Source organism: Oceanobacillus sp. FSL W7-1281, assembly GCF_037969835.1.
In the GTDB taxonomy this organism is placed as follows: domain Bacteria; phylum Bacillota; class Bacilli; order Bacillales; family Amphibacillaceae; genus Oceanobacillus; species Oceanobacillus oncorhynchi.
Window position 1 is genome coordinate 4167408 of the sequence record NZ_CP150214.1, and the last position, 23846, is coordinate 4191253.

Consider the following 23846-nt stretch of genomic DNA (forward strand, 5'->3'; position numbering starts at 1 on the left):
TAAATTCATTCTTTCATTAACCACTTAGTTTTCCCAGCAATCGTCTGTTTCAAATTATCAGTTTGTTTTACTTCAATTTTCGATAACCTTTCATCTATCTTTGACAATCTATCTTTAATTTCTTTTTTATCTTTTTCAGTTAAATTCAAATTCGATTTAAGGTAAATAGTATAAGTAAAATCTTCTGTATATCGTATTTGATAAGCTGTTACCTTTTCAGAAAACTTAATTGCATGTGTTATTGACTCAGAGTGTATAGGTGTATCTTTGTCTATCATTAAATAATCATTGTCTCTTCCTTTAATTTCTTTGAAACTATAGACACTCTCATCATTTTTATTCGTATCTATAATGATATCACCAACTTCATATCTAATTAACGGAAATGCTCTTGGATATAGTGAGGTAACTAATATTCTACCACTTTGCGAAGGATTACCATCCTCATCTACACACTCAATTAAATTATTTTTCCAAAGTACTTTATACCCGCCCTCAGGATGAGTATGAGCTAAATATTTGGTTTCCATTGCTGCGTATTGTAAAGCTACAGGACAACCAAATATTTCACTAATATAATCTGTATCTTCCTTTTTCTCAAATCCTTCTGCTGCTCCAATAACCGCCTTTAATTTAAGCTTATGAAATTCTTCTTTTTTATCTTCGTTTGCTTTTGCAAGCATATTTAAAGCCTTACTGTAACCAATAATATACTTTGATTTAAATTTAATTATTTCTTCACCAGCTACTTTTAATTTTTCATCTGATAAATCATATGCAGAAAAACGTTTGAAACCTATCAAAGGCAAACCAATTTTATACATAAATATATTTTTATATTTTGATAACCCAGTCCCCAGTGTATGTGAGTGCCCCCATAATCTAAACATACGGTCAGACCTTTTAATATCATAAAAATCCCTAGAGTACCACACACCAGGCTCACAATCTTCTGTTTCTGAGTCCCAGCTAGGAAACTGTAGCGGGTTTCCAGTTGACCCACCTGTAGTCCCCCATGAGTCTGGTGTTTTTGATTTGTTAATTAAATTATCCATGTATTGATTAGCAAATGAACGGTTAATAATAGGGAGAGTTTGAAAATCTTTAAAACTATTAATATTTTTAGGAACTGTATTATTTTTCACAAGACTATTGTAATATACAGCATTTGATTGTATGTTTTGCCATAAATCGTTAAACTTTTCCAATTGGTATTCAGAAATATTATTTACATCCAATTTATTATACAAATTTTTTTCATTCTTAACTTTTGGTCTCATTTTTTTCTCTCTCATATAAGGCAAAAAAAACATCGTTACACTCCTTGTCTCTACAGTTCCTTCTATTTCTTAACTCTGTAATCATTTGGATGAAACATCAGATTGTTATATGCTTTATATCATATTTACCGATTATTAACCTTTGACGATTTTTATATTATCATATTTCATCATTACATAATTAGGGTCATATTTAAATCCTTGATACTTAGGATTTTTTTCTTTATTAATATTTTTTACAATATACCTCATGAAATTACAACCCATTTCATATGCGTGTGGATACCCACCACCAAAACGAGGATTAATTTCTGAAATATAATATTCACCATTTTTTTCAAAGCAGTCGATGTCTAGTGGACCAGAAAAATTGGTTTTTAATACGAATTCATTTACCAGCTTTTCTATTTTTTCATTGTGTATTGAAATTGATTTATCGGTCTCACCAGATCTCATAACAGCTTTTTCTTTAATAAACATGTCTATCAGTTCTCCGCTCTCCATATCTATATAAACGTCAATACCAAATTCCTTGTCTTTATAGAATGGCTGAATAACCATGTCTATTGAATTAGTAAAAATATTTTTTAATTCTTGTACGCTATTTACTATATATATTCCATTACTTGCGCTACCTTTTCTAGGTTTTACAACAATAGGAAATTCGTATTTTTTATTATTTATTAATGAAATTGCCTCTTCACAGTCATCCGTAGTTGGAACTACTGGAATAGAAAGCTCTCTTAAATAGTTAAACGTTTTTTGTTTATCAAAACTATTTTCAATCATTTCAAGTGGAGAAAGGATAAGTTTAATACCTTTTTGATCAAATTTATCTTTATTTATTGCTAATACCTCTAGTTCTGGATCAATCAAAGAAAAGATACCATCTATATTGTACTTTTCACAAAGTTCCAATAAATATGCAATATAGTTAGTATCATCAATTCGAGGGACTATTTCATATTTATCTGCAAAATATAAACTCGGCGCCTTTAAATCACAGTCTGTTGCAATCACGTTTCCATCTATTTCACTTAAAGTACTTTTAAGATATTCAATTACTTTAACTCTTCTGCCTGCACTTGTTACTAATAAATTCATTGGTCTACTCCTCTTTAAACATGTTTGCATAATTAAATAATAATGGAGTTCCTCCAGTATGTATAAATAGAACATTGCTATCTTTGATTTTATTTAAATCGATATAACTAAGCATTCCATAAAAAGCTTTTCCAGTATAAACTGGATCTAATAAAACACCTGATTTTTTTGCAACTGTTTTTATATTATCAATTATTTCTGGATATATATGAGCATATCCATCACCAATATATGAATCATTAAATATAATTTGATCATTAAAAGAATCTATTGAATGATGGAATTCATTAAAATATTCTTTTAAACTTTCATGGATGACTTCTTTCCCTCTATTGCTATTTCTTGCAACACTTATACCGACAATTTTTATTTTTGAATTTACGATCGTTTTTCCAGCAATTAGTCCTGCTTGTGTTGTTCCAGTACCTGAAGCATGAAAGATATAGTCAAATTCAATATCTTTTTTACTTTGCTGTTCTATAATCTCATCAAAAGCCACTTTATATGCATGAGTTCCTAAATTTCCATGTCCTCCACCTTGAATAAAATAAGGATTATAGCCTTTGTTTTTTAGGTCCAAGAGCGTTTCTTCTATTTTTTGTGGCACATTATCTGTATCTACCCATACGACCTCCACATCAAATAAATCAAATAAAAAATAATTCCCGTTAAACTCTGGTTTATCGGATTTTGATAAAATTAAAACGGTTTTTACTCCCTGTCTACTCGCTGCAGCTGCCGTTAATCTACAATGATTTGATTGGGGAGAACCATAAGTAACTATACAATCAGCTTTTTTTTCTTCAGCATCAGCTAAGAAATATTCAAGTTTTCTTACCTTATTCCCGCCTAATGCTAAATCTGTTAAATCGTCTCTTTTAATATAAATATTATTTGACTCAAAAGAATTATAGAATTGTATAGGAGTTGGTGTTTTTGCTAAATTAATTTTTTTCATATGCAGATCTAATTTATACCTTTCTTAAAAATTTAATTATTCTGATGCACCCTAATTATTGTTATTAACTTCAATTATTATAACTCTGATTTAAACAGCTATCCGATAATAGTATTATAAATTTTTGTATTCTCTTTTCGTTATTCCCATTATATATCTATTTCTTAATTCACCATGTGAAAGAATATCTTCACGTAATAAACCTTCAATTTGGAAACCAACTTTTTTATTTAAATTTATCATCGGAGTATTTTTTTCCCAAACATATGCATATATTTTATTTAAATTTAATTCATTAAACGCATAGTCCAAAATAAGTTTTCTAATATCATAACCGTATCCTTTACCTTGAGAACTTAAGTCTCCAATCCCCATATAGGATTCAGCCTTTGAATTTTTATAGTCAATATTTAATAGACCCCCAAAGCCAATCGGTTCATCATTTTCTTTATTACATACAAAGAAATCTCTTCTGTTTGGACTTCCAGAAACACTATTTAGCCATTTTCTAGTCCCTACTTTAGACACAGGGTAATCAAAATTGAGTGTGCCTCGAAAATCAGGGTTATTTATCCAACTAACTTTATAGGGTATATCTTCTTCTTCCATTAATCTTAAATATATACGCTCATTCTCAATCATATTAATCTCCTTTAAAGTTAAAATAGCCTATTACTTTTTTCTATTAACCTTAGAATCATTTCTTCCTGAATATATACCTTCTGATAATAAAACTACTTTTATAGTTTTTAATAAAATTTTTATATCTAATAAAAATGAAATATTTCTTACGTACCATACGTCTTTTTCAATTCTTTCCGGCCATGTTAACTTATTTCGACCATTAACTTGGGCCCAACCCGTTATACCTGGTAACACCTTTAACCTAATTTTGTCATAATCATTATATTTTTTTAAGTGAACAACTGGAGCTGGTCTCGGACCAATAAAACTCATATCACCTTTTAATATATTAACTAATTGAGGTATTTCATCAATACTAATCTTCCGTAAAAGATTTCCTATGTTGGTTATTCTTGGGTCCTTTTCAGCAGTGGTCAATCCTCCGCCCATACTCTCAGCATTATCAATCATTGTTCTGAATTTCCATACTTTAAATGTCTTTCCTTTTCTTCCTATCCTAGGCTGTTTAAAAATTATAGGTCCACGGGAATCTACTTTAATTAAAACGGCTGTTATAATGAATAATGGAGAAAGTATTACTAGTAATATTAAAGAGATTATAAAATCTATTATTCTTTTAAAACTTAAATACATTTATACACCAAGCCTTTCAGTATAAATATCCTTTATAACTTTACAAACTCTCTGTAAATCCTCACTCGTCATCTTCGTATCACTAGGCAAACAAACACCATTCTTAAACAATTTTTCAGATATTCCTCGACCAACAAAATCATACCGTTCAAAAAATGGTTGCATATGCATTGGTTTCCATACTGGTCGAGATTCAATGTTTTCTTTTTCTAAAGCTTCAAAAATATCCAATGGTCTCACTTTTCCAGTTAATTGAATAGAACTCAACCAGTAATTGGGACTGTCCCATTCATTTACCGGCATAAATTCAATACCTTCCAAATGTCCCAACTCTCGTTTATAAAACTCATATATATTTTTTTTCTTTTCTACTCGTTTATCTAATACTTTGAGTTGCCCTCTGCCAATCCCTGCAGTAACATTACTCATTCTATAATTGTAACCTATTTCACTATGCTGATAATGACGAGCTTGGTCTCGCGATTGCGTAGCCCAAAAACGAGCCTTTGCCACTTTTTCTTCATTATTAGAAACTAACATCCCACCGCCAGAAGTTGTAATAATTTTATTCCCATTGAACGAAAAAATCCCATAATCTCCAAACGTACCTGTATGCTTATCTTTATAATAACCGCCTAATGACTCCGCAGCATCCTCTATTAATGCCACATCATGCTTTTTGCAAATATCCATAACTCTATCCATATCGGCAGACAAACCATACAAATGAACAACAATAACTGCTTTCACTTCCGGATATTTTTTAAATGCCTCTTCTAAGGCTTCTGGATCCATATTCCATGTTTTTTCATTACTATCAATAAAAACAGGAGTAGCATGTTGATACATAATAGGATTAGCTGTAGCAGAAAAAGTTAAAGTAGAACAGAATACGATATCCCCTTCTTCAACTCCAGCAGCTTTTAAAGCAAGGTGAATTGCCGCTGTTCCTGAAGATAACGCTGCAGCTGATTTGATTCCAACTTTTTCTGCTAATTCTTTTTCAAATTCATTTACGTTGGTGCCTAGAGGCGCAATCCAATTTGTATCAAATGCTTCTTGCACATATTGTTGTTCATAACCCTCTTCACTCATATGTGGTGAAGAAAGAAAAATACGTTCAGACATGGTTTAAAACTTCCTTTCTTAAACTGTTATTCCTTTATGTAGTTATTTCAAATTGCTTATTTTAATTATCGCTTTTTATTTCAATTTTATGTTCTTTACAGTATCTAATAAGAATTGATATAACTCATCTTTAATTTCCTCATTCTCTAACGCCAACTCAACTGTCGTCTTTACAAATCCTAACTTCTCCCCAACGTCATACCGTCGGCCTTCAAAATCATAAGCATAAACAGGCTGAATCTCATTTAACATCTGAATTGCATCTGTTAATTGAATCTCTCCGCCTGCTCCTATTTGTTGTTTATCAAGGAATTCAAATATTTCCGGATTAAAAACATATCTGCCCATAATTGCCAAATTAGAAGGTGCTGTACCTGCTACTGGTTTTTCAACAAAGTTATTCACCATATAGCGCCGACCTTCAGAAGTTCTCGGATCAACAATACCGTAGCGAGAAGTATCTTCATCTGGAACTTTCTGAACACCTACAATGGAACTTTGTGTTTCTTCATATTGATCAATTAATTGTCGGAGTCCTGGTGTTTCTGCTTGGACAATATCGTCTCCAAGTAAAACCGCAAAAGGATCATTTCCAATAAATTTCCTTGCACTCCAAACAGCATGTCCCAATCCTTTTGGTTCTTTTTGACGAATATAATGCAAGTCGACATTGGATGCGTAGTTTACTTTCTCTAAGATATCGAATTTTTCTTTTTTCACCAATGTATCTTCTAATTCAAAGTTATGATCAAAGTGATCCTCAATTGCACGCTTCCCTTTACCAGTAACGATAATAATATCTTCAATTCCCGATTCAATTGCTTCTTCAATTATATATTGGATAGTTGGCTTATCAACGATTGGTAGCATTTCCTTTGGCATTGCTTTCGTTGCAGGTAAAAACCTTGTTCCTAAACCTGCCGCTGGTATAATTGCTTTTTTTATAGTTTTCATTTCACACGCTCCTAGACTGATAATGATGAAATTATGCTTTCATAGCTTCAAGTTCGCGTCTTTCCGCAAAAACAATTTTCATCATTTCTTCTTTCAGCTCGATATTATTATAATCCTCATGTTTCTCTAATAAATCTACAATTAGTTGTCTATCTACTTCCACCGTACGACCAACATAGATTTTTTCATAGACTTGATCAGGGAATACTTCATCTTCATTGAGAAGCTCTTCATACATTTTTTCGCCTGGGCGCAAGCCAGAATATTTAACCGGAATTTCTTTTTCTGTAAAACCCGATAATTTGATTAAATTCTTGGCTAAATCAGATATTTTGACAGGTTCCCCCATATCTAGCACAAAAATTTCCCCACCTTTGGCAAGTGTTCCAGCCTGAATCACTAGACGGGATGCTTCAGGAATTGTCATAAAGTATCTTGTCATGTCTTCATGGGTTACTGTAATTGGTCCACCTTGGGCAATTTGTTTTTTAAACAACGGAATTACACTTCCTCGGCTACCAAGTACATTTCCAAATCGTACAGCGACAAATTTCGTTGTACTTTGTTGCGCAAGTCCTTGTACAATCATCTCTGCGATGCGCTTGCTTGCTCCCATTACATTGGTTGGGTTTACAGCCTTGTCAGTGGAAACCATCACAAATTTTGACACTCCAAATGTATCCGCAGCTTCCGCGACATTTTTTGTGCCAATAATGTTGTTTTTCACAGCCTCATGCGGGTTGTATTCCATCAAAGGAACATGCTTATGCGCTGCTGCATGATAAATAATCGCAGGCTGATGCTCTTGAACAATATTAAAAATACGTTCTCTATCTTGAATATCGCCGATAATAGGAATAATTTCTGTATCTATTTGTTCTAAGGTTGTTTTTAATTCCATATCAATATTATAAATACTAAACTCACCATGGCCGATCAGCAATAGCTTTTTTGGCGAGAAACGCATCAGTTGACGGCAAATTTCCGAACCAATTGATCCTCCTGCTCCTGTCACCATAACCGTTGTTCCAGTCACATATTCAGAGATTGCACCAATATCTAATTTAACAGGTGCTCTTCCCAATAAGTCCTCTACTTCTACATTTTTTAGATTACTGACAGAGATTTTCCCTGTCATTAAATCTTCAATCCTCGGAAGCAATTGCACAGAGACACCTGTTTCATTGCATTGATTAATTAATTTCTTCAATGCGCCATTATGTAATGAAGGAATAGCAATCACTATATGTTCTACCTGCATATTTTCTACAATCTCCGAAATATCCTTTGACATTCCGATAACTGGCAAACTAAGTATTTCCATCTTTTGTTTGGTTAAATCATCATCAATAAAACCGACAGGATAGAGTTCAGCCTTTTCGCTTTCATTTTGCAACTGGCGAGTAATCATTACCCCTGCAGCTCCTGCACCAATAATTAGTGTTCGCTTTTGATTATCAGTTTTTTTACTCACATAGCGATCCCTTGTTAATCGCCAAACAAAACGAGACCCTCCAATAAGGACAATATGCAAAAGCCATGTAATAACTAACGCTCTCCGGAAAATTTGATCATTGACAAAAAACTGTATTATACCAACGGAAATAATTGTCAGTGTCACAGCTTTTACAATGGCAACCAATTCTCTTATACTTGCATAAGACCAAACTTTATTATATAACTTAAAAACAAAGGCAAAAATATGGTGAAAAATTAAAAATGATATCGCACTTACCAAAAGTTCATCTACTAAAAAACTATCTGGGTAGGACGGGTAAACCATCCAAAAAGCAATAAATACGGACGACGTTACAATAAGCGAATCCAATAGTATCAAAAGAGCCAATCTTTTTTCATATGTCATGGGAGAATCTCCCTTCCTTTCAAGATCATGTTTGTATAGAAATTGATTACATTTTCTATTTAAAATAGACCCAAAAATTTCTTTTTCTTTGGTAAACTAGGTTCCATACGATTCACATTTTTATTATTAACTAACAGTTCGCTATTTTCTTGAAATAAATAGACAAAGTCAGAACCATAAGTTTTTTTGACTGTCTCGAAAGCTTCATCCATAACAAACTTTCGGGATTTGATATTATGAGCGTCGGATGCGATAAAATGGGCTTGATTACATTCAATCAACTGCTCCGTATACTTCTTTATCTCCTTGCCGAATTTGCCAATTAGACTTCCTGCAGTTATTTGGCTTAATGCACCGTTTTTCACAAAATCGTATAGTAGGTTTGTGTTTTCTAATAGCTCCATATTTCGTTCCGGGTGAACAATAACAGGAGTGAGCCCCTTCATTTGAATGTCAAAGAGCATCTGCTTTGCATATTGAGGTACGCTGGCAGAAGGGAATTCAATAAAAAGAAATTTAGTTTCATTTAAAGGAAGGATTTCATCATTATCTATACCTTCAAGGAGTTCACCATAGATTCTTGTCTCTTGACCAGGCAATACCTCCAAAGGAATACCTTCATTCTTGAATAATTCATTTAATATAGAGACATTACGAATAATGGATGCTTTATCATTGAAACAGGATCCGTTATAGTGATGTGGCGTGGCAATAATTGTACGGATGCCTTGTCCGACAGCCTGTTTAGCCATGGAAATACTATCTTCTTCTGATTTCGCCCCATCATCTACACCTGGTAAAATATGCGTGTGTATATCTATCAACCTTTTCCTCTCCCAACATTAAAAACGAAACATTGTACTGTTCTTAGCTTCGTTCTATTAATTAATAGTATAGCTTATTCATTCCTTAACGACAACGAAGTTTTCACAATATTCCTTATACATATATATTTATCGCGAATACTAATCTCAGTTTCAATAAAAAGAGCACTTATATTTAAGAGCTCTTTTTATATTTTAACTGCCATAGTAATAATAATAATTTGCTTCTTTTTTATCACGATCATTTAGAACCACGCCAAGAACATTCGCATGGACAGATTCTAATGCTTCTATTGCTTGCTTTGCTGCATCATTTTCTGTTTTTTTACTACGAACTACTAAAATCGTCCCTTCTACATAATTCGATAAAATTTGTGCGTCTGTTACAGCTAGTACTGGTGGCATATCAAAAATAACCATATCATATTTTTGTTTTGCAACTTCAACAAAGGATTGCATTCTTCTTGATCCTAATAATTCAGAAGGATTTGGTGGTATGGGACCACAGGAAATCACATCTAAATTAGTAATATCCGAAGCTTCCGCAGCCTCTTCTAAAGTTGTCTCACCAACTAATATATTACTAAGTCCACGCAAATTATCTAAACGAAAAGTATAGTGAATCGTCGGCTTACGTAAATCAGCGTCAACTAATAATACTTTTTTTCCTTGCTGTGCATACACAACAGCTAAGTTCGCAGTTGTCATGGATTTCCCTTCCGATGGTCCAGCAGAGGTTAAAAGCATACTTGATATTTCATTATCAACAGATGCAAATTGCAAATTCGTTCTAACAGTACGATATTGTTCAGAAATAGGAGAACGAGGGTTAGTATTCGCAATTAAATGCCGCATTTTATTTCCTACGTTAAACTGTTTTTTTCGCGCCATTTAAACCCCTCCGTCCTGTTGTTTCTGTTTGTTCTAAATTTGGATGCTGATGTCCTTGAATATCACTTTCATCGACATGAGAGATTACGCCAAGAACTGGTACTCCCAATTGTTTTGAAATATCTTGTTCAGTTCTGATTGTGTTATCTAGGTACTCTAATATAAATGCAATCCCTACACCTAGCATACCTCCAAGTACAATCCCAATCGCAATGTTTAATATTGGATTTGGTGCAACTGGTGATGGATTCTCTGCTAATTCAGCTTGAGTCAATATAGCAACATTATCTACATTCATAATAGAAGGAATCTCTTCTTGGAATATTTCTACTGTTGTATTAGCAATATTCACAGCTTGAACTGGGTCCTCATCTGTTGCTGTTACAGTAACAACTTGAGAATCTTCTTCACTGCTGACATTAATTTTATCTGCTAGCTGTACTGTTGTTAAATCTAATCCTAGTTCATCAATAACCGGATTTAAAATTGCCGGACTACTAATAATCACATTATATGTATTTATAATTTCAACATTTGTTCTTAAATCCGATTGTGTGAACTGATCTTCCTCTTGCTGCGTTTGGTTAACAATAAACTGCGAACTGCTTTCATATTGCGGGGTTATCACAAAGTAACTAACTATTGCTGCGATAAAAGCCATTCCTAAAATGAATGCCAGTATAAGCACCAGCCGTTTCTTAATAACTTCAGCTATCTCCTTTAAAGATATTGTTTCTTCCATTCCTTTACCTCCATTACTTTATTAAAATCGTTTTTTTGAAATCTTACTATCTTATAATTATTTGGATAATTGCTTGCAAAAGAGCGAATACCCATTATATAACAGATTTGGTATGAATAACATGTATTTTTCACTAGCTATTTACTCATATCATACGAGAAACACACGTATTTGTTAGGTGCTTTTTGCCATAAGTCGAATTATATCATACTAAATGTATTTTACCATATCTATTTTGTAAATTTTTGTTCATCAATAAAGAAAGCGTTCGCTTTTATCCTTATGTCAAGTTTAAACGTTTTGTTACAATTTAATTACATCTTCTCTTCGATTAATATCATACAAATCATAATTAGTAGAAAACCCTTTGATATAAGTATCTAACTTAATACAAAAACATCAAATCTATCAATAAATCATCTATATTTTTGAAAAAAACAAAGCACTCATTATTTTTTTTAGTGAATGCTTTGCTTCCTCTAACTCAAAAGAACTCCTTATTCTACTTTTTGAAATGCCACTTCACCTCTACAAACCGTATATGCAACATCCATCTCCTCATCTAACAAAACAAAATCCGCATACTTACCAACCTCAACACTGCCTTTTCTATCAAAAATCCCAACTTGTTTCGCCGGATTAACTGCAGTCATCTTCACGATATCCTGTAAAGTAACTCCATCTAGTTTCAGCATCACCTTCACCGCATCGATCATTTTCAAGATACTGCCAGCCAAAGAACTATTCTCCAAGGTAGCCTCCCCATTTTTCACAAAAACAGGCTGTCCACCAAGCTCATACTCTCCTTCATCCAACCCTTTTGCCCGCATTGCATCGGTAATCATAATAATTCGATCAGGTCCAACATTATCATAAATAAGCTGCAGCATCTCTGACACAACATGAATACCGTCTGAAATCAACTCAGCACGTAAATCCTCCAACTGAAAAGAAGCTCCCACCGCTCCGATATCACGATGATGAATGCCATTCATTGCATTACATAGATGCGTCAGCTGTCTAACACCTAATTTCGTAGCATCCTTTATTTGCTGAAAGGAAGCATCCGTATGGCCTGCAGATACATTCACACCAGATTGATCAAGTGTTTTTATAAACTCTCCTGTTTTATCATGCTCAGGAGCCATAGTAATTGTCCGAATTTGTCCGTTTGCATCATCCTGCCATGTTAGAAATTTAGCAAGATCAGGTTCTGTAATATATTGCTTCGGCTGTGCTCCTGCTTTGGAAACTTCTACAAAAGGGCCTTCTAAATGAACACCAACTAAATCCGCTCCTGGCTTTTGTCCATCAGCTGTCCAAGCTGCAACATTTTTTAAAGCATTAGAGATTTCTTCATCTGATTGGGTAATGGTCGTAGCGAGATAGCTGGTTGTCCCTTCTGATGGCAGCTTTTCTGCAAGTGTCTGTAACGTTTCTGGTGTCGCATCCATCACATCCACGCCATAGCCACCATGAATGTGTCCATCAATAAACCCCGGCAGCAATTTTAATTTGTTCTCTGCATCGATAACTTTTCCAGAAAAAGAGACATCAGCTGCTTCTTCCTGTGTCAGAATCTGTGTTATTTTTCCGTTCTCTGATATAACGGATGCGTTTTTTATAACTCCTTTCGGCAGATACGCTTCTTGAATGTTTTTTATAAGCAATATTGATTGTTCCACCATCTATTCCTCCAATTAATCATTAATCTATTTCTTCTATTATAACGCTATCTCTTTAATAAATGTATATTTTGTTGTTATTTCCCGGGAAATGATATGATTTATCGAAATAAATTCAATGGAAAGTTACAAGTAAACGTCTGTTCAATGTTCATTAACATTATTTGCCAAGAATGATTATGTAATTAATTACTTTTTCTATATCAATATGACTATTTCTGTTATTATTAACAATACTTTCAACACAGTTATATACCTGAGATTTAAATGAAAGTGTTATCAAAACAGTTCTATCGACCTTATTTTTTAAAACATTACAAACATGTTACATTTCTCTATATAACCTACCATTATTATCTATAAAACGATATAATTCTATAAAGATGTATTTATTGGATTATTTTTCATAGACAGATGTGCTAGATTACTTATTTGTACTATGCCGTAATGGAATAAACTAGTAATACTTCTTTAAAACTAACAAACTACATTCTATCAATCACAATAAACAAACATCTGGGAGTAAAATACATCTTGTTCGTTTATGGAATATGGGATTTGTACTTATACCAGGATTGTTGCGTACATCGTTTATGGATTTATTTCTTCATTAATATAACGTACGAACAAAGCTAATAGAAAGTATACCTGTCACATACAGTTATTTTCTTGATGCACTCCTCTTTGGTCTCCTTACAAATCATATTCAAACACATCTCTAAAACCCCAATCATTAAAATCTAAGGAGGAAACGCACACATGGCTAACAAAAAAATCATCTTCTCTGTTACTGCATCTGCAGCAATTGCATCTGCCTTTGTAGCAACAGACAGTGCTGATGCAGCATCTTACAAAGTAAAAAGCGGCGACAACCTATGGAAAATCGCCCAAAGTCAAGGAACAACCGTGTCCAAATTAAAATCTCTCAATAACCTTTCTTCGGATCTTATTTTCCCGAATCAGGTTTTACAAACAACTGGGTCTTCAAGTTCAAATTCTAGCTCTGGTTCTTCTTCTAGTTCCAGCTCCAGCTCGAATTCAAGCTCAAGCAGTTCCAGCGGAAGTACATATACAGTGAAATCCGGTGATACATTAAGCGGTATTGCCTCTCGACACGGTATTTCTTTAAATAACTTAATGAAGTGGAATAATCTATCTACGACATTAATCTACCCTGGAAATAAATTAACTGTCAGCAAAAGTGGTTCCAGCAGTTCAAGCTCTAGTAATTCTAGCAGCTCTAATTCCAATTCAAGTTCTGGATCAAGCTCTTCCAGCTCAAGCTCCAGTTCTTCCAGCACCTATAAGGTGAAATCTGGCGACAGCCTTTCTAAAATCGCAAGCCAGCATGGAACGACTGTATCTAAATTAAAATCTCTCAATAACCTGTCATCTGATTTGATTATTGCCGGCCAGACATTAAAAGTAAATGGTTCCAGCAGCTCTAGTTCCAGTTCTTCTAACAGCAGCAGTTCAAATAGCAGCTCTGGATCATCCAACAGCTCTTCCAGCAGCTCATCATCTAGTGCAGGTTATAATGTAGATACCCTTATCTCTGTTGGAAAAAGCCAGCAAGGCGACCCTTATGTATGGGGAGGAAGTTCTCCTGGCGGGTTTGATTGCAGCGGGTTCATCTATTACGCTTATAATCAGGCAGGTAAAAATATTCCTCGTACCAGTGTTGCAGGCTATTATGATAGAGCACAGACAATTAGCAATCCGCAAGTAGGAGATTTAGTATTCTTCTCTGGAACGTATAAATCTGGTCCATCCCATATGGGAATCTATGTAGGAAATAATCAGTTCCTTCATGCAGGTTCATCTACTGGTGTTACCATCACATCACTCGATAACCCTTACTGGAGCTCTCATTTCGACAGCTTTAAACGTTTTTATTAAAATTCGATAGTTATCGAGGAAAAATCTGTACCCGCCTGTTCCAGACAAACAGCAGGTGCAGATTTTTTATTTGTTCTGATTCCAGAAACATGTCTCGACAGCAGATGGGATTTTCTTCCTGCTTGACAAACCGGTCATGTTCATGTCTTTTCAAAAAATGGTACTTCATAACACAATAGAATGTGTTAAAATTGAAACTAGATAATTAGAAATACGAATAATTAGGAGGAGAATTGATTCCATGTTAGTAGGATTAATGCAACCTTTCAAAGAACCAACCGATCTGGCAAAAGAGATATCCATCGAAGCACAATCCAAAGGAATCGAGATTCTGTATATGAACCCAAGCGATATCAACGAAGATGACCATATGACCTCCGGGATGGTTTTAAAGGAAGATACGTGGGAAAATGTCGAGATGTCTATTCCAAAGATTATGGATGTTTCTGCATTCTGCTTAAAATCCAAACAAAAAATAGCCTATTTACAAGATCGCGCCTACTTAACCGAGGATGGGAGAAATAAAATCTCCAAGGAAAGTGTCCAGGAAATGTTAACAAAGGATCCGCAGCTTCAGAAGTATGCCATTCCAACCTTACGTTGTAAAAGTTTCTCTATTATTAAAGGCTTCTTAATAAAATATGGAGAAGTCGTTGTGAAGCCTGTCTACAGTCAATCCGGAGAAAACATTTATAAAATCGTACAGGAAGATAAAGATTCCTTCCTGGTCAGTCATCAGGATTCCACTGCGAACATGACATTGAAAGAAGTCTTCGCGTTCTTTCAATCTATTATTTCCAAACGTAAATGTATTGTCCAGCCATACATACCTTCCAGAACGGAACAGGGCGAGCCCTTTAATTGCCGTGTTCATTTAGAGAAAAATAAAGTGGGCGAGTGGGTCATTGTGAAAAAATATATTCGCGTTGGTACGGAAAAACAAGTTTCTCCCAACAATCAACAAAGCGGCGTCACCTTTGATGCAGGTATGTTTTTAACATTAAAATTTACTGAGGATGCCCCTGCAGTGGATGAGCACCTTGATTCGTTTGCATTAAACGTTGCAAATAAGATAGAAAAAACACGAAAAAAAGAGTTAGCAACGCTTGGTCTTGATGTTGGAATCGATAAAGATCAGAACCTTGTGCTCTTTGAATCCATCAGTGCCCCTGATTCTTCCTTACTTCATAAAGAAGTAGCGCAATTACGCACGGACTATTATGTTTATTTAGTTAAACGCACTCCCAAAGAATTAGCTTAGGCAGTCCTGTTCTATATATTTTTTTCTAAACTATTTATCATGCCAGGAATTTAGCTCGGTTCATTCCACTGTAAAATTCCTGGCATTCCTATATCAAAAACTTCTATTCATGAATACAACTATAAATTCATCTTTTTAATGATACAATCATCATGCTTTCAAAACAGATCAACACACTTTTTCCACCACCTACCTTTTTTTATAGCAAAAAAACATATTTTTTGTCCTCAGATTTATTCCTGGTTCTTTTCTTATGTTACTATTACGTTAATACGGTTTTAGGAGGTGGAAATGATACGTACTATTCTCACTTATGGAACGTTTGATTTACTGCATGTAGGCCATGTGAATTTATTAAAGCGTGCAAAAGAAATGGGTGATTATCTTATTGTAGGATTATCCACCGATGATTTTAATATACTCAAGCATAAGCAGTCTTTTTATTCCTATGAAGACCGGAAAATCATTCTTGAATCTGTACGTTATGTCGATAAGGTTATCCCTGAAATCTCCTGGGAGCAAAAAAAAGATGATATTTTAACCTATCACGTCGATACATTTGTTATGGGGAATGATTGGAAAGGAAAATTCGATGCCCTGCGCTCTTTTTGTGAAGTGGTTTACCTCCCTCGGACAGATGGCATCTCTTCTACGTTGATTAAGGATAATTTAAGAGACGACAGCTGAAAATAGACACTCTGTCATATAAATAAAGCTGGCGCCGTTTCAGCGTGTCTCAGCTGTACTTATGTGATTCCCCCTGTTACATCATCATAAATATGTAATGCAATTGTAAATTTACTAATAGTTCATTCCATAGTAAAATTAAATGGGCTTTATCAAGAAATCCGTCGATATTTCTTGTAAAAAAAGGAGATTTGTAATGGTAAAACAAAAGAATATGCGAGGCCGCCGGGTGACGCGAAAAAAGCGTAAACTCCGTAAAGGTGTCTTAATTACCTTAGTTATTATAGGCTTAGCTTTAGTCAGTGTTGTTGGTTATGGAAGTTATTTATATGTTAAAGCAAATAATGCAGTCTCTGATTCTTATGAGGATGACGGTCGTGAAGGTTCGGATTTACGGGATTTTGAAGTGGACCCGAATATCGACAACGTGTCTATCCTTATTATTGGAGTCGATGAAAATGAACATCGGGATAATGCAGAAACCTCTCGATCTGATACACTTATGTTAGCGACTTTTAATAGAGAAGAAGGCAGCGTTAAATTAGTAAGTATTCCTCGTGATACCCTTCTATATGTTCCTGAAGTAGGTCGCGAAGATAAAATCACACATGCTCATGCCTATGGCGGACCAAAAGCAACGATTGAAACGGTTGAAAATTTAATGGATATTCCAGTCGACTATTATGTCCGTGTTAATTTCCATGCCTTTGTTGATGTTGTCGACGCTATTGGCGGTATTGATATTGATGTGCCATATGAACTGGAAGAGTCAGATTCCATGGATAAACGAGATGCTATCCATTTGCTTCCTGGAGAACAAACAGTTGATGGCGAAGAAGCATTAGCGTTTGCTCGGACCCGTAAGCTGGATAATGATATAGAGCGCGGAAAACGGCAAATGGAAGTTGTCAATGCCGTAGCGGATAAAGCAACCTCGCTTGGATCGGTATTTCAGTTTGATGATTTGATTGCCGCTGTCGGCAGCAATATGAATACGAATATGACGTTCAATGAGATGATGACTTTTATTAAGTACGCTACCGGCGGTCTTGATATTGAAGACATGACCTTAGAAGGCAGCGATTATCAGCCTGGTTCTACTTATTATTGGCTGCTTGACGAGCCGGCATTAGAAGAGACAAAAAGGATACTTCAAGATCACTTAGAAATCTCTGGTTCCTCTGCTGAGGGAGAAGAGCCTTACGGAGATCCTAATACGGAAGAACCGGTAGAAGAAGGAATGTATGAAGAGGAAGACTCTTATGAGGAACAAGGCGATTCTTATCAGGAAGAAGTGCCTCAAGAAGAAACGGACGAATATGGAAATCCTTTATAAAAACGAAACTCTTTCCCAGTTTTATTGGGAAAGAGTTTTTTTGCTGTCTGTACGTATTTCGCCATCCTATACATGAAAAAGGCCTCCCTATTCTTGTACCATCCAAGAATAGAGAGACCTGCTTATCTTATTTTAACCTTCTTTTATGCAATTCTTCTTTTTTATGAAATAGAGAAACAATACTTCCTCTCGATCGGATTCCACATACCACCGAGAAAAGATGTATCCCCAGAATAACAAAGCAGAAGACAGCTAAGGACGTCATCAGCTGTGCGTTATTAACGACGATCCCCATCGCACCGAAGAACATGCTGAACGCGTAGATAATCCATACGGATTGTCTATGTGAGTAGCCGTTTTTTAGTAATAGATAGTGAATATGATTTCGATCCGCTACCGAAATACCTTGTTTATTGCTAATTCTTCGGATGATGGCGAGCAGTGTATCAAATACCGGAAGTGCAATCACGATAATCGGGATAACAAAGCTGAAGAAGGCTACATTTTTGAATAAGCCGAGCATGGATATAATCGCAATCGAATATCCTAAAAATAACGCCCCCGTGTCTCCCATAAAGATTTTCGCCGGATGAAAATTGAATGCTAAAAATCCTAGTGTTCCGCCAATTAACAGAACACATAATCCAATGACAATCATTCGAGAATCCATGATGGCCATCACCAAAATGCTGATAAAAGCAATGGTTGATACGCCGCCAGCCAGACCGTCTAATCCATCAATCAGATTAATGGCATTTGCAGCAGCAACAATCCAAAAAATCGTAAGAGCTATCCCAACATACTCTCCTAAGAAAACCGTTCCCATAAAAGGTAATGTCAATTTCTCAATAACTAATCCAGAATAAGCTACAACCGAAGCAGCTCCTATTTGCCCTAACAGCTTCGTGCCAGGCCTAAGATCCACAATGTCATCCAGAAGTCCTGTCAATAACATAATGATACCACCAATAATAATCGCTGTCATTTGCGGATGTTCTGGCTGCAGATAGAAGAATCCTGCGGCGATACCAAAGAAGATGCCTAGACCGCCAATGCTTGCCACAGCTTTTTGATGTTGTTTTCTCTGATCAGGCTGATCTACTAGATTGCATTTTTTAGAGACCCATATAATGATTGGTGTCGTGATGATTGCTGTCAATAGTGCGATAATAAACGCGATCAGCAATTCAGCAGCACTCCACATAGTTGTTCACCTACTTATTATATTCTAGTAAACTTCCCTTTGTATTCTATTACCCTTTCTTTCGTTTATCATACCATAATTCGACGAGGACTGTTATATATAAAAGCAAAAAAACACCCGAATTGCTTTCCAGTGAAAGAAACTCGGGCGTTATAAACTTATTAACGATATTGTGCAATATTAAATTTGAATACCGGGTTATTCAGCATATCATATAATCTCTTGATGCTTGGAACTTGTTTCACTGCCCAGCCAATATCTGTTGCATATTGCGGATATCCAGGGTTTGCAGGGTTCCATCTCATTTTATATAACGTGTTTTGGTTATATTGATTATGAATGTAGCTGTTTCCAATAAATCGGGCACCGCCAACGATAGCCTGTTCTGGTGAGAACCAGCCTTCATTGTAAGCTCTGATAGCTCCGCCGTTATGCGCATTGCCGTCTACCGCACCGATACCATACATATTGTATGTGGTTCTGATATTTCGAAGGCTGCTTCGATTGGATGAAGTAACAACAACAGGGTTTCCGCTGCTATTCAATCCTACTTCGATCCCTCTTGCTAATGCAGAACTTCCATTACCAGTTTCTAATAATGCATGTGAAATCAAATAGATTTCATTGACACTCTGCTGTTTGCCAGCTGTGATAAAGGCTTGTCCTCTGCCGGCAAGAATGCCTTTGCCGCTTAAAATATCACTGTTCAAATCTGAAGCAGTGACACCAACACTGCTGGTTAAATCCAAATGCTGGAAAATATCATTGTTCTCTGGATTCAGATAACTGCTTACATCACTTCTAGTTGGATTTCTCCAAGCATTGTAACTGATTCTGTACCAATCACCTGTCGAACCAAGAATTGTAACCTGTGTTCCCCTGCTTATCTGCCCATAAATGTGACTCGAACTGCTTGCAGATGAGCGGACATTTACATTTGCAGTTGTTCTGTTTGAACCGTCCACATAATTCTTATGCACATATGCAGGATCATTTCGATACATATCGGTCTGCTGTAATTGGTTCATTTGGGTGTTCAATGCCTGATTGAATGTTACGTCATACGTTTCATGGTTAACAACCCAGCGATTGCTGATTGCTTCATCCAAAGCTGCCAGGGTTCTTTCATCACCAATACCATTCACTCGTAGATTGTTATCTCTTTGAAAGGCTTTTAATGCTGCTTCTGTCTGAGAACCAAATGAATTATTTGCACTCGTTAAGGATAGATAACCCAACGCTATTAAATCTTCTTTCAAGCTTTTAGAGGCACTGTTGCTTTTCCCTCTTTGTAATGGACTATTATATACACTATTTATTTTTTCTCTCGTTAATGGATAAAGGTACCCATTGGAAATCAGTCCATAATATTCCTGGAAACTCTTTATTTGTCTTTCCATGAAAGATCCCAAAAGATTTGTCTCTGTGATATAACCAAATCCTATTGCATTCAGCTTCTTTTTATATTCAGCTATTTCTGGATGGCTGTCTCCTTTTCGGTAGATATCCTTTGGAGCTAGCTCTGCTAACTTCGCTAGCGTTACTTCATCACCTATCCCATTCACTCTCAGATTGTTGTCTCTTTGGAAGGCTTTTAATGCTGCTTCTGTCTGAGAACCAAATGAATTATTTGCACTCGTTAAGGATAGATAACCCAACGCTATTAAATCTTCTTTCAAGCTTTTAGAGGCACTGTTGCTTTTCCCTCTTTGTAATGGACTATTATATACACTATTTATTTTTTCTCTCGTTAATGGATAAAGGTACCCATTGGAAATCAGTCCATAATATTCCTGGAAACTCTTTATTTGTCTTTCCATGAAAGATCCCAAAAGATTTGTCTCTGTGATATAACCAAATCCTATTGCATTCAGCTTCTTTTTATATTCAGCTATTTCTGGATGGCTGTCTCCTTTTCGGTAGATATCCTTTGGAGCTAGCTCTGCTAACTTCGCTAGCGTTACTTCATCACCTATCCCATTCACTCTCAGATTGTTGTCTCTTTGGAAGGCTTTTAATGCTGCTTCTGTCTGAGAACCAAATGAATTATTTGCACTCGTTAAGGATAGATAACCCAACGCTATTAAATCTTCTTTTAATTTTTTAGAAGCATTGTTACTTTTTCCTCTTTGTAATGGACTGTTATAGACGCTGTCTATTTTTTCCCTTGTCAATGGGTATAGGTTTCCATTAGAAATTAGTCCATAATATTCTTGAAATCTCTTTAATTGAGTTTCTGCAAATTCCCCTATGTTGTTTGTCTCTGTGATATTCCCAAAACCGATTGCATTTAATTTCTTTTTATATTCAGCAATTATCGGATGGCTGTCTCCTTTTCGGTAGATATCCTTTGGAGCTAGCTCTGCTAACTTCGCTAGCGTTACTTCATCACCTATCCCATTCACTCTCAGATTGTTATCTCTTTGGAAAGCTTTTAATGCTGCTTCTGTCTGAGAACCAAATGAATTATTTGCACTCGTTAAGGATAGATAACCCAACGCTATTAAATCTTCTTTTAATTTTTTAGAAGCATTGTTGCTTTTTCCTCTTTGTAATGGACTGTTATAGACGCTGTCTATTTTTTCCCTTGTCAATGGATATAGGTTTCCATTAGAAATTAGTCCATAATATTCTTGAAATCTCTTTAATTGAGTTTCTGCAAATTCCCCTATGTTGTTTGTCTCTGTGATATTCCCAAAACCGATTGCATTTAATTTCTTTTTATATTCAGCAATTATCGGATGGCTGTCTCCTTTTCGGTAGATACTATTAGCAGAAAATACTGTCAATCCAGCAAAGCTTTGTATGCTGATTTCTTGTTCTTCTTCTAATTCAGTATTTTCCTCTGCGTCTGCTCCAGAATCTGCTTCAGTTTCTTCCTCTGTCGCTTCCTCAGAACGTTCTTCGGCTTCAGACGCTTCTCCAGCGTTTTCTTCTGTGTCCGCTTCAGTTTCTTCTTCTGTTGCTTCCTCAGCATTTTCTTCTGTATCTGCTTCAACTTCTTCTGCCGCTTCTTCAGAACTTTCTTCTGCGTCCGCTTCTGCGTCTTCTTCCGACGCTTCTCCAGCATTTTCTTCTGTGTCCGCTTCAACTTCTTCCTCTGTCGCTTCTTCAGAACGTTCCTCTGCTTCGACTTCAGCGTCTTCTTCCGACGCTTCTCCAGCATTTTCTTCTGCGTCCGCTTCAGTTTCTTCCTCTGTCGCTTCTTCAGAACTTTCCCCTGCTTCGGCTTCAGCGTCTTCTTCCGCATCGGCTGCCGGCAGTTCTTCGACTTCTTCCTCTTCCGTCACAAATTCTTCAGGTTTACTGAACTCCAGGTGCTCTTCACGGTCGAATGAATCGTCTGCTAAAATGTATTCTATTTGTAGTAGTGTGTCTTCATCTGCAACTCCCGTGTCTTCTATGTCATAAAACTTTTGAAATGCTTTTACAGCTTCCTCTGTATGTAGGCCATAATAAGTTGTAGGTTTTTCTAATGCTGCAAATCCAAGCTCTGTTAAATCTTCTTTCAGATCTAGAATTTGTTCATCGTCATCCCCTAGTTTAAGCTTTATTTCTTCTGACACCGCTTCGTCCGTGGAAGAATCCTGTTCATCAACATCTGATTCTTTATCCCTGTCTTCTGGCTCATTATTTTGCTCATCTTCTTTAGATGAATGACTCATCGCATATACTTCACTGACGGAAGCAAATGGAGAAGTTACCAATAAAATCACCAAAAAGAAAGGAAACCACTTTCTTCTCAAATCTTTCCACCTCCTATATTTAATTCTAGCTTTCTATCTATATATCGGCAATACCTAATCTTTTCTTAAGTCATTTTTTTTAAATTGAAATCGTTTTACCGCGGTAAAACGTTCACGAAAGGTTCACTATTTTACTAGATTGTTTTATTAGCGCCAAAAGTCCTGATTTTTGCAGTTTTTTTTAAGTAAGATTAATTGAAAATTTCACTTAGGAATTTCCTCCCTGCTATATGAATATAACTCTTCTAAATTTCTTTTCTTTGATAGAAAGGACTATAATCGTCCAAAATAATAATTATAGCCCTTCCATTTATAATGGGTGTGTTGATTTCCTTTTAGCCTCTATCCCAATCCTTTTTCCGAAGTTTACGTTTGGCGCTCTTTGCCCAGCTTTTTACTGCTTCCAAGCTTACCTGTTCTTTTTCTGCAATTTCCTGATTGGATAGTCCTTCTATAATTGCACAGTTAAACCAGACTTTTTGCTTTTCCGTCAGTATCGATGTGAATTCAGAGAAATCGGTTTCACTTTCCTGATCCAGTTTTTCCTGCGGATTCGTTCCCTCTTCATTTTTAGAGAGTATTTTTTTCTTTTTCCCATCCATATAATTTCCTGCCTGCGTCTCTACTTCTTGCTGATGCCCTAGCTGCTCTATGTATTTCCTTTCCAAAATGGATTTATGAAATACATTCACCAAACGATTTCGAATTTCAAAATTCATGTATGTCGCTAATGGTCCTTTATCCGGATTATAGTTTTCATACGCTCTCCACATGGCTACAAGTCCTTCTTGAAAATATTCCCCATCCTTATCATTAATTTGCAGCCTTGCCATTTGGTAGTACACCCTACGCTGATTCTGTTCAATAAAATCCTCCAGTTCCCATTTCTTCTTTGTCATTTTTTTACTCCCCCTTTCAATAGATTGCTTTTAATCTAGCAGAAGTTAAAAATTATGTCATATTGTCAAACTAGGATTTTCTCGGAGTAAAATCCTAGTTTGTCCG

Annotated in this window: 19 protein-coding genes; 4 read left to right on the plus strand and 15 right to left on the minus strand. The window is 35.6% G+C overall.

Annotated features, from left to right (window positions below):
- Positions 1-5 precede the first annotated feature (5 nt).
- The 12 genes from MKX55_RS20300 to nagA all read right to left on the minus strand — a co-directional run bounded on the left by MKX55_RS20300 (position 6) and on the right by nagA (position 12711).
- On the minus strand, positions 6-1313 hold the full coding sequence (locus MKX55_RS20300) for a hypothetical protein (RefSeq protein WP_289584999.1): 1308 nt from the start codon (positions 1311-1313) through the stop codon (positions 6-8).
- A gap of 102 nt (positions 1314-1415) precedes the next feature.
- Complete coding sequence (locus MKX55_RS20305; RefSeq protein ID WP_289584998.1) at positions 1416-2384, minus strand: ATP-grasp domain-containing protein; 969 nt, start codon at positions 2382-2384, stop codon at positions 1416-1418.
- 4 nt (positions 2385-2388) lie between these two features.
- Positions 2389-3342: a D-cysteine desulfhydrase family protein gene (locus MKX55_RS20310; protein WP_339234561.1), complete on the minus strand. Its 954-nt coding sequence runs from the start codon at positions 3340-3342 to the stop codon at positions 2389-2391.
- Between the two features lie 114 nt (positions 3343-3456).
- Positions 3457-3984, minus strand: coding sequence for a GNAT family protein (locus MKX55_RS20315; protein ID WP_339234563.1), 528 nt, complete (start codon positions 3982-3984; stop codon positions 3457-3459).
- A gap of 30 nt (positions 3985-4014) precedes the next feature.
- Positions 4015-4620: a sugar transferase gene (locus MKX55_RS20320; RefSeq protein ID WP_289584995.1), complete on the minus strand. Its 606-nt coding sequence runs from the start codon at positions 4618-4620 to the stop codon at positions 4015-4017.
- Positions 4621-5748, minus strand: coding sequence for an aminotransferase class I/II-fold pyridoxal phosphate-dependent enzyme (locus MKX55_RS20325; RefSeq protein ID WP_289584994.1), 1128 nt, complete (start codon positions 5746-5748; stop codon positions 4621-4623).
- A gap of 75 nt (positions 5749-5823) precedes the next feature.
- Positions 5824-6702, minus strand: coding sequence for a UTP--glucose-1-phosphate uridylyltransferase GalU (galU, locus tag MKX55_RS20330; protein ID WP_289584993.1), 879 nt, complete (start codon positions 6700-6702; stop codon positions 5824-5826).
- 31 nt (positions 6703-6733) lie between these two features.
- The gene (locus MKX55_RS20335; RefSeq protein ID WP_289584992.1) at positions 6734-8566 is read right to left on the minus strand and encodes a nucleoside-diphosphate sugar epimerase/dehydratase; all 1833 of its coding nucleotides are present in this window, start codon (positions 8564-8566) and stop codon (positions 6734-6736) included.
- A gap of 59 nt (positions 8567-8625) precedes the next feature.
- A complete protein-coding gene (locus tag MKX55_RS20340; RefSeq protein WP_289584991.1) occupies positions 8626-9390 on the minus strand; it encodes a CpsB/CapC family capsule biosynthesis tyrosine phosphatase in 765 nt (254 codons plus the stop codon).
- A gap of 195 nt (positions 9391-9585) precedes the next feature.
- Entirely contained in the window at positions 9586-10281 is a 696-nt protein-coding gene (locus MKX55_RS20345; protein ID WP_289584990.1) for a CpsD/CapB family tyrosine-protein kinase, read from the minus strand.
- Positions 10259-11023: a Wzz/FepE/Etk N-terminal domain-containing protein gene (locus MKX55_RS20350; RefSeq protein ID WP_289584989.1), complete on the minus strand. Its 765-nt coding sequence runs from the start codon at positions 11021-11023 to the stop codon at positions 10259-10261. The genes MKX55_RS20345 and MKX55_RS20350 overlap by 23 nt, the downstream gene beginning before the upstream one ends.
- A gap of 497 nt (positions 11024-11520) precedes the next feature.
- Positions 11521-12711, minus strand: coding sequence for an N-acetylglucosamine-6-phosphate deacetylase (nagA, locus tag MKX55_RS20355; protein WP_289584988.1), 1191 nt, complete (start codon positions 12709-12711; stop codon positions 11521-11523).
- Between the two features lie 756 nt (positions 12712-13467).
- Between nagA and MKX55_RS20360 the strand changes: the two genes are divergently transcribed.
- The 4 genes from MKX55_RS20360 (at position 13468) to MKX55_RS20375 (ending at position 17891) form a co-directional block, all read left to right on the plus strand.
- Positions 13468-14607 (plus strand): peptidoglycan endopeptidase, encoded by a 1140-nt coding sequence (locus tag MKX55_RS20360; protein WP_289584987.1) that lies wholly within the window; start codon positions 13468-13470, stop codon positions 14605-14607.
- A 241-nt stretch (positions 14608-14848) separates the two neighbouring features.
- Positions 14849-15868: a YheC/YheD family protein gene (locus MKX55_RS20365; RefSeq protein WP_289584986.1), complete on the plus strand. Its 1020-nt coding sequence runs from the start codon at positions 14849-14851 to the stop codon at positions 15866-15868.
- Between the two features lie 294 nt (positions 15869-16162).
- Positions 16163-16555, plus strand: a complete 393-nt coding sequence (gene tagD / locus MKX55_RS20370) for a glycerol-3-phosphate cytidylyltransferase (protein ID WP_289585075.1) — start codon at positions 16163-16165, stop codon at positions 16553-16555.
- A gap of 196 nt (positions 16556-16751) precedes the next feature.
- Positions 16752-17891, plus strand: a complete 1140-nt coding sequence (locus tag MKX55_RS20375) for an LCP family protein (RefSeq protein WP_289584985.1) — start codon at positions 16752-16754, stop codon at positions 17889-17891.
- A 127-nt stretch (positions 17892-18018) separates the two neighbouring features.
- On the opposite strand, the gene MKX55_RS20380 is transcribed toward MKX55_RS20375, so the two are convergent.
- The 3 genes from MKX55_RS20380 to MKX55_RS20390 all read right to left on the minus strand — a co-directional run bounded on the left by MKX55_RS20380 (position 18019) and on the right by MKX55_RS20390 (position 23740).
- Positions 18019-19095: an MraY family glycosyltransferase gene (locus MKX55_RS20380; RefSeq protein ID WP_339234576.1), complete on the minus strand. Its 1077-nt coding sequence runs from the start codon at positions 19093-19095 to the stop codon at positions 18019-18021.
- A gap of 161 nt (positions 19096-19256) precedes the next feature.
- The gene (locus tag MKX55_RS20385; protein ID WP_339234578.1) at positions 19257-22841 is read right to left on the minus strand and encodes a peptidoglycan-binding protein; all 3585 of its coding nucleotides are present in this window, start codon (positions 22839-22841) and stop codon (positions 19257-19259) included.
- Positions 22842-23176: 335 nt separating this feature from the next.
- Positions 23177-23740, minus strand: coding sequence for a sigma-70 family RNA polymerase sigma factor (locus MKX55_RS20390; protein ID WP_289585419.1), 564 nt, complete (start codon positions 23738-23740; stop codon positions 23177-23179).
- Between the last annotated feature and the right edge of the window lie 106 nt (positions 23741-23846).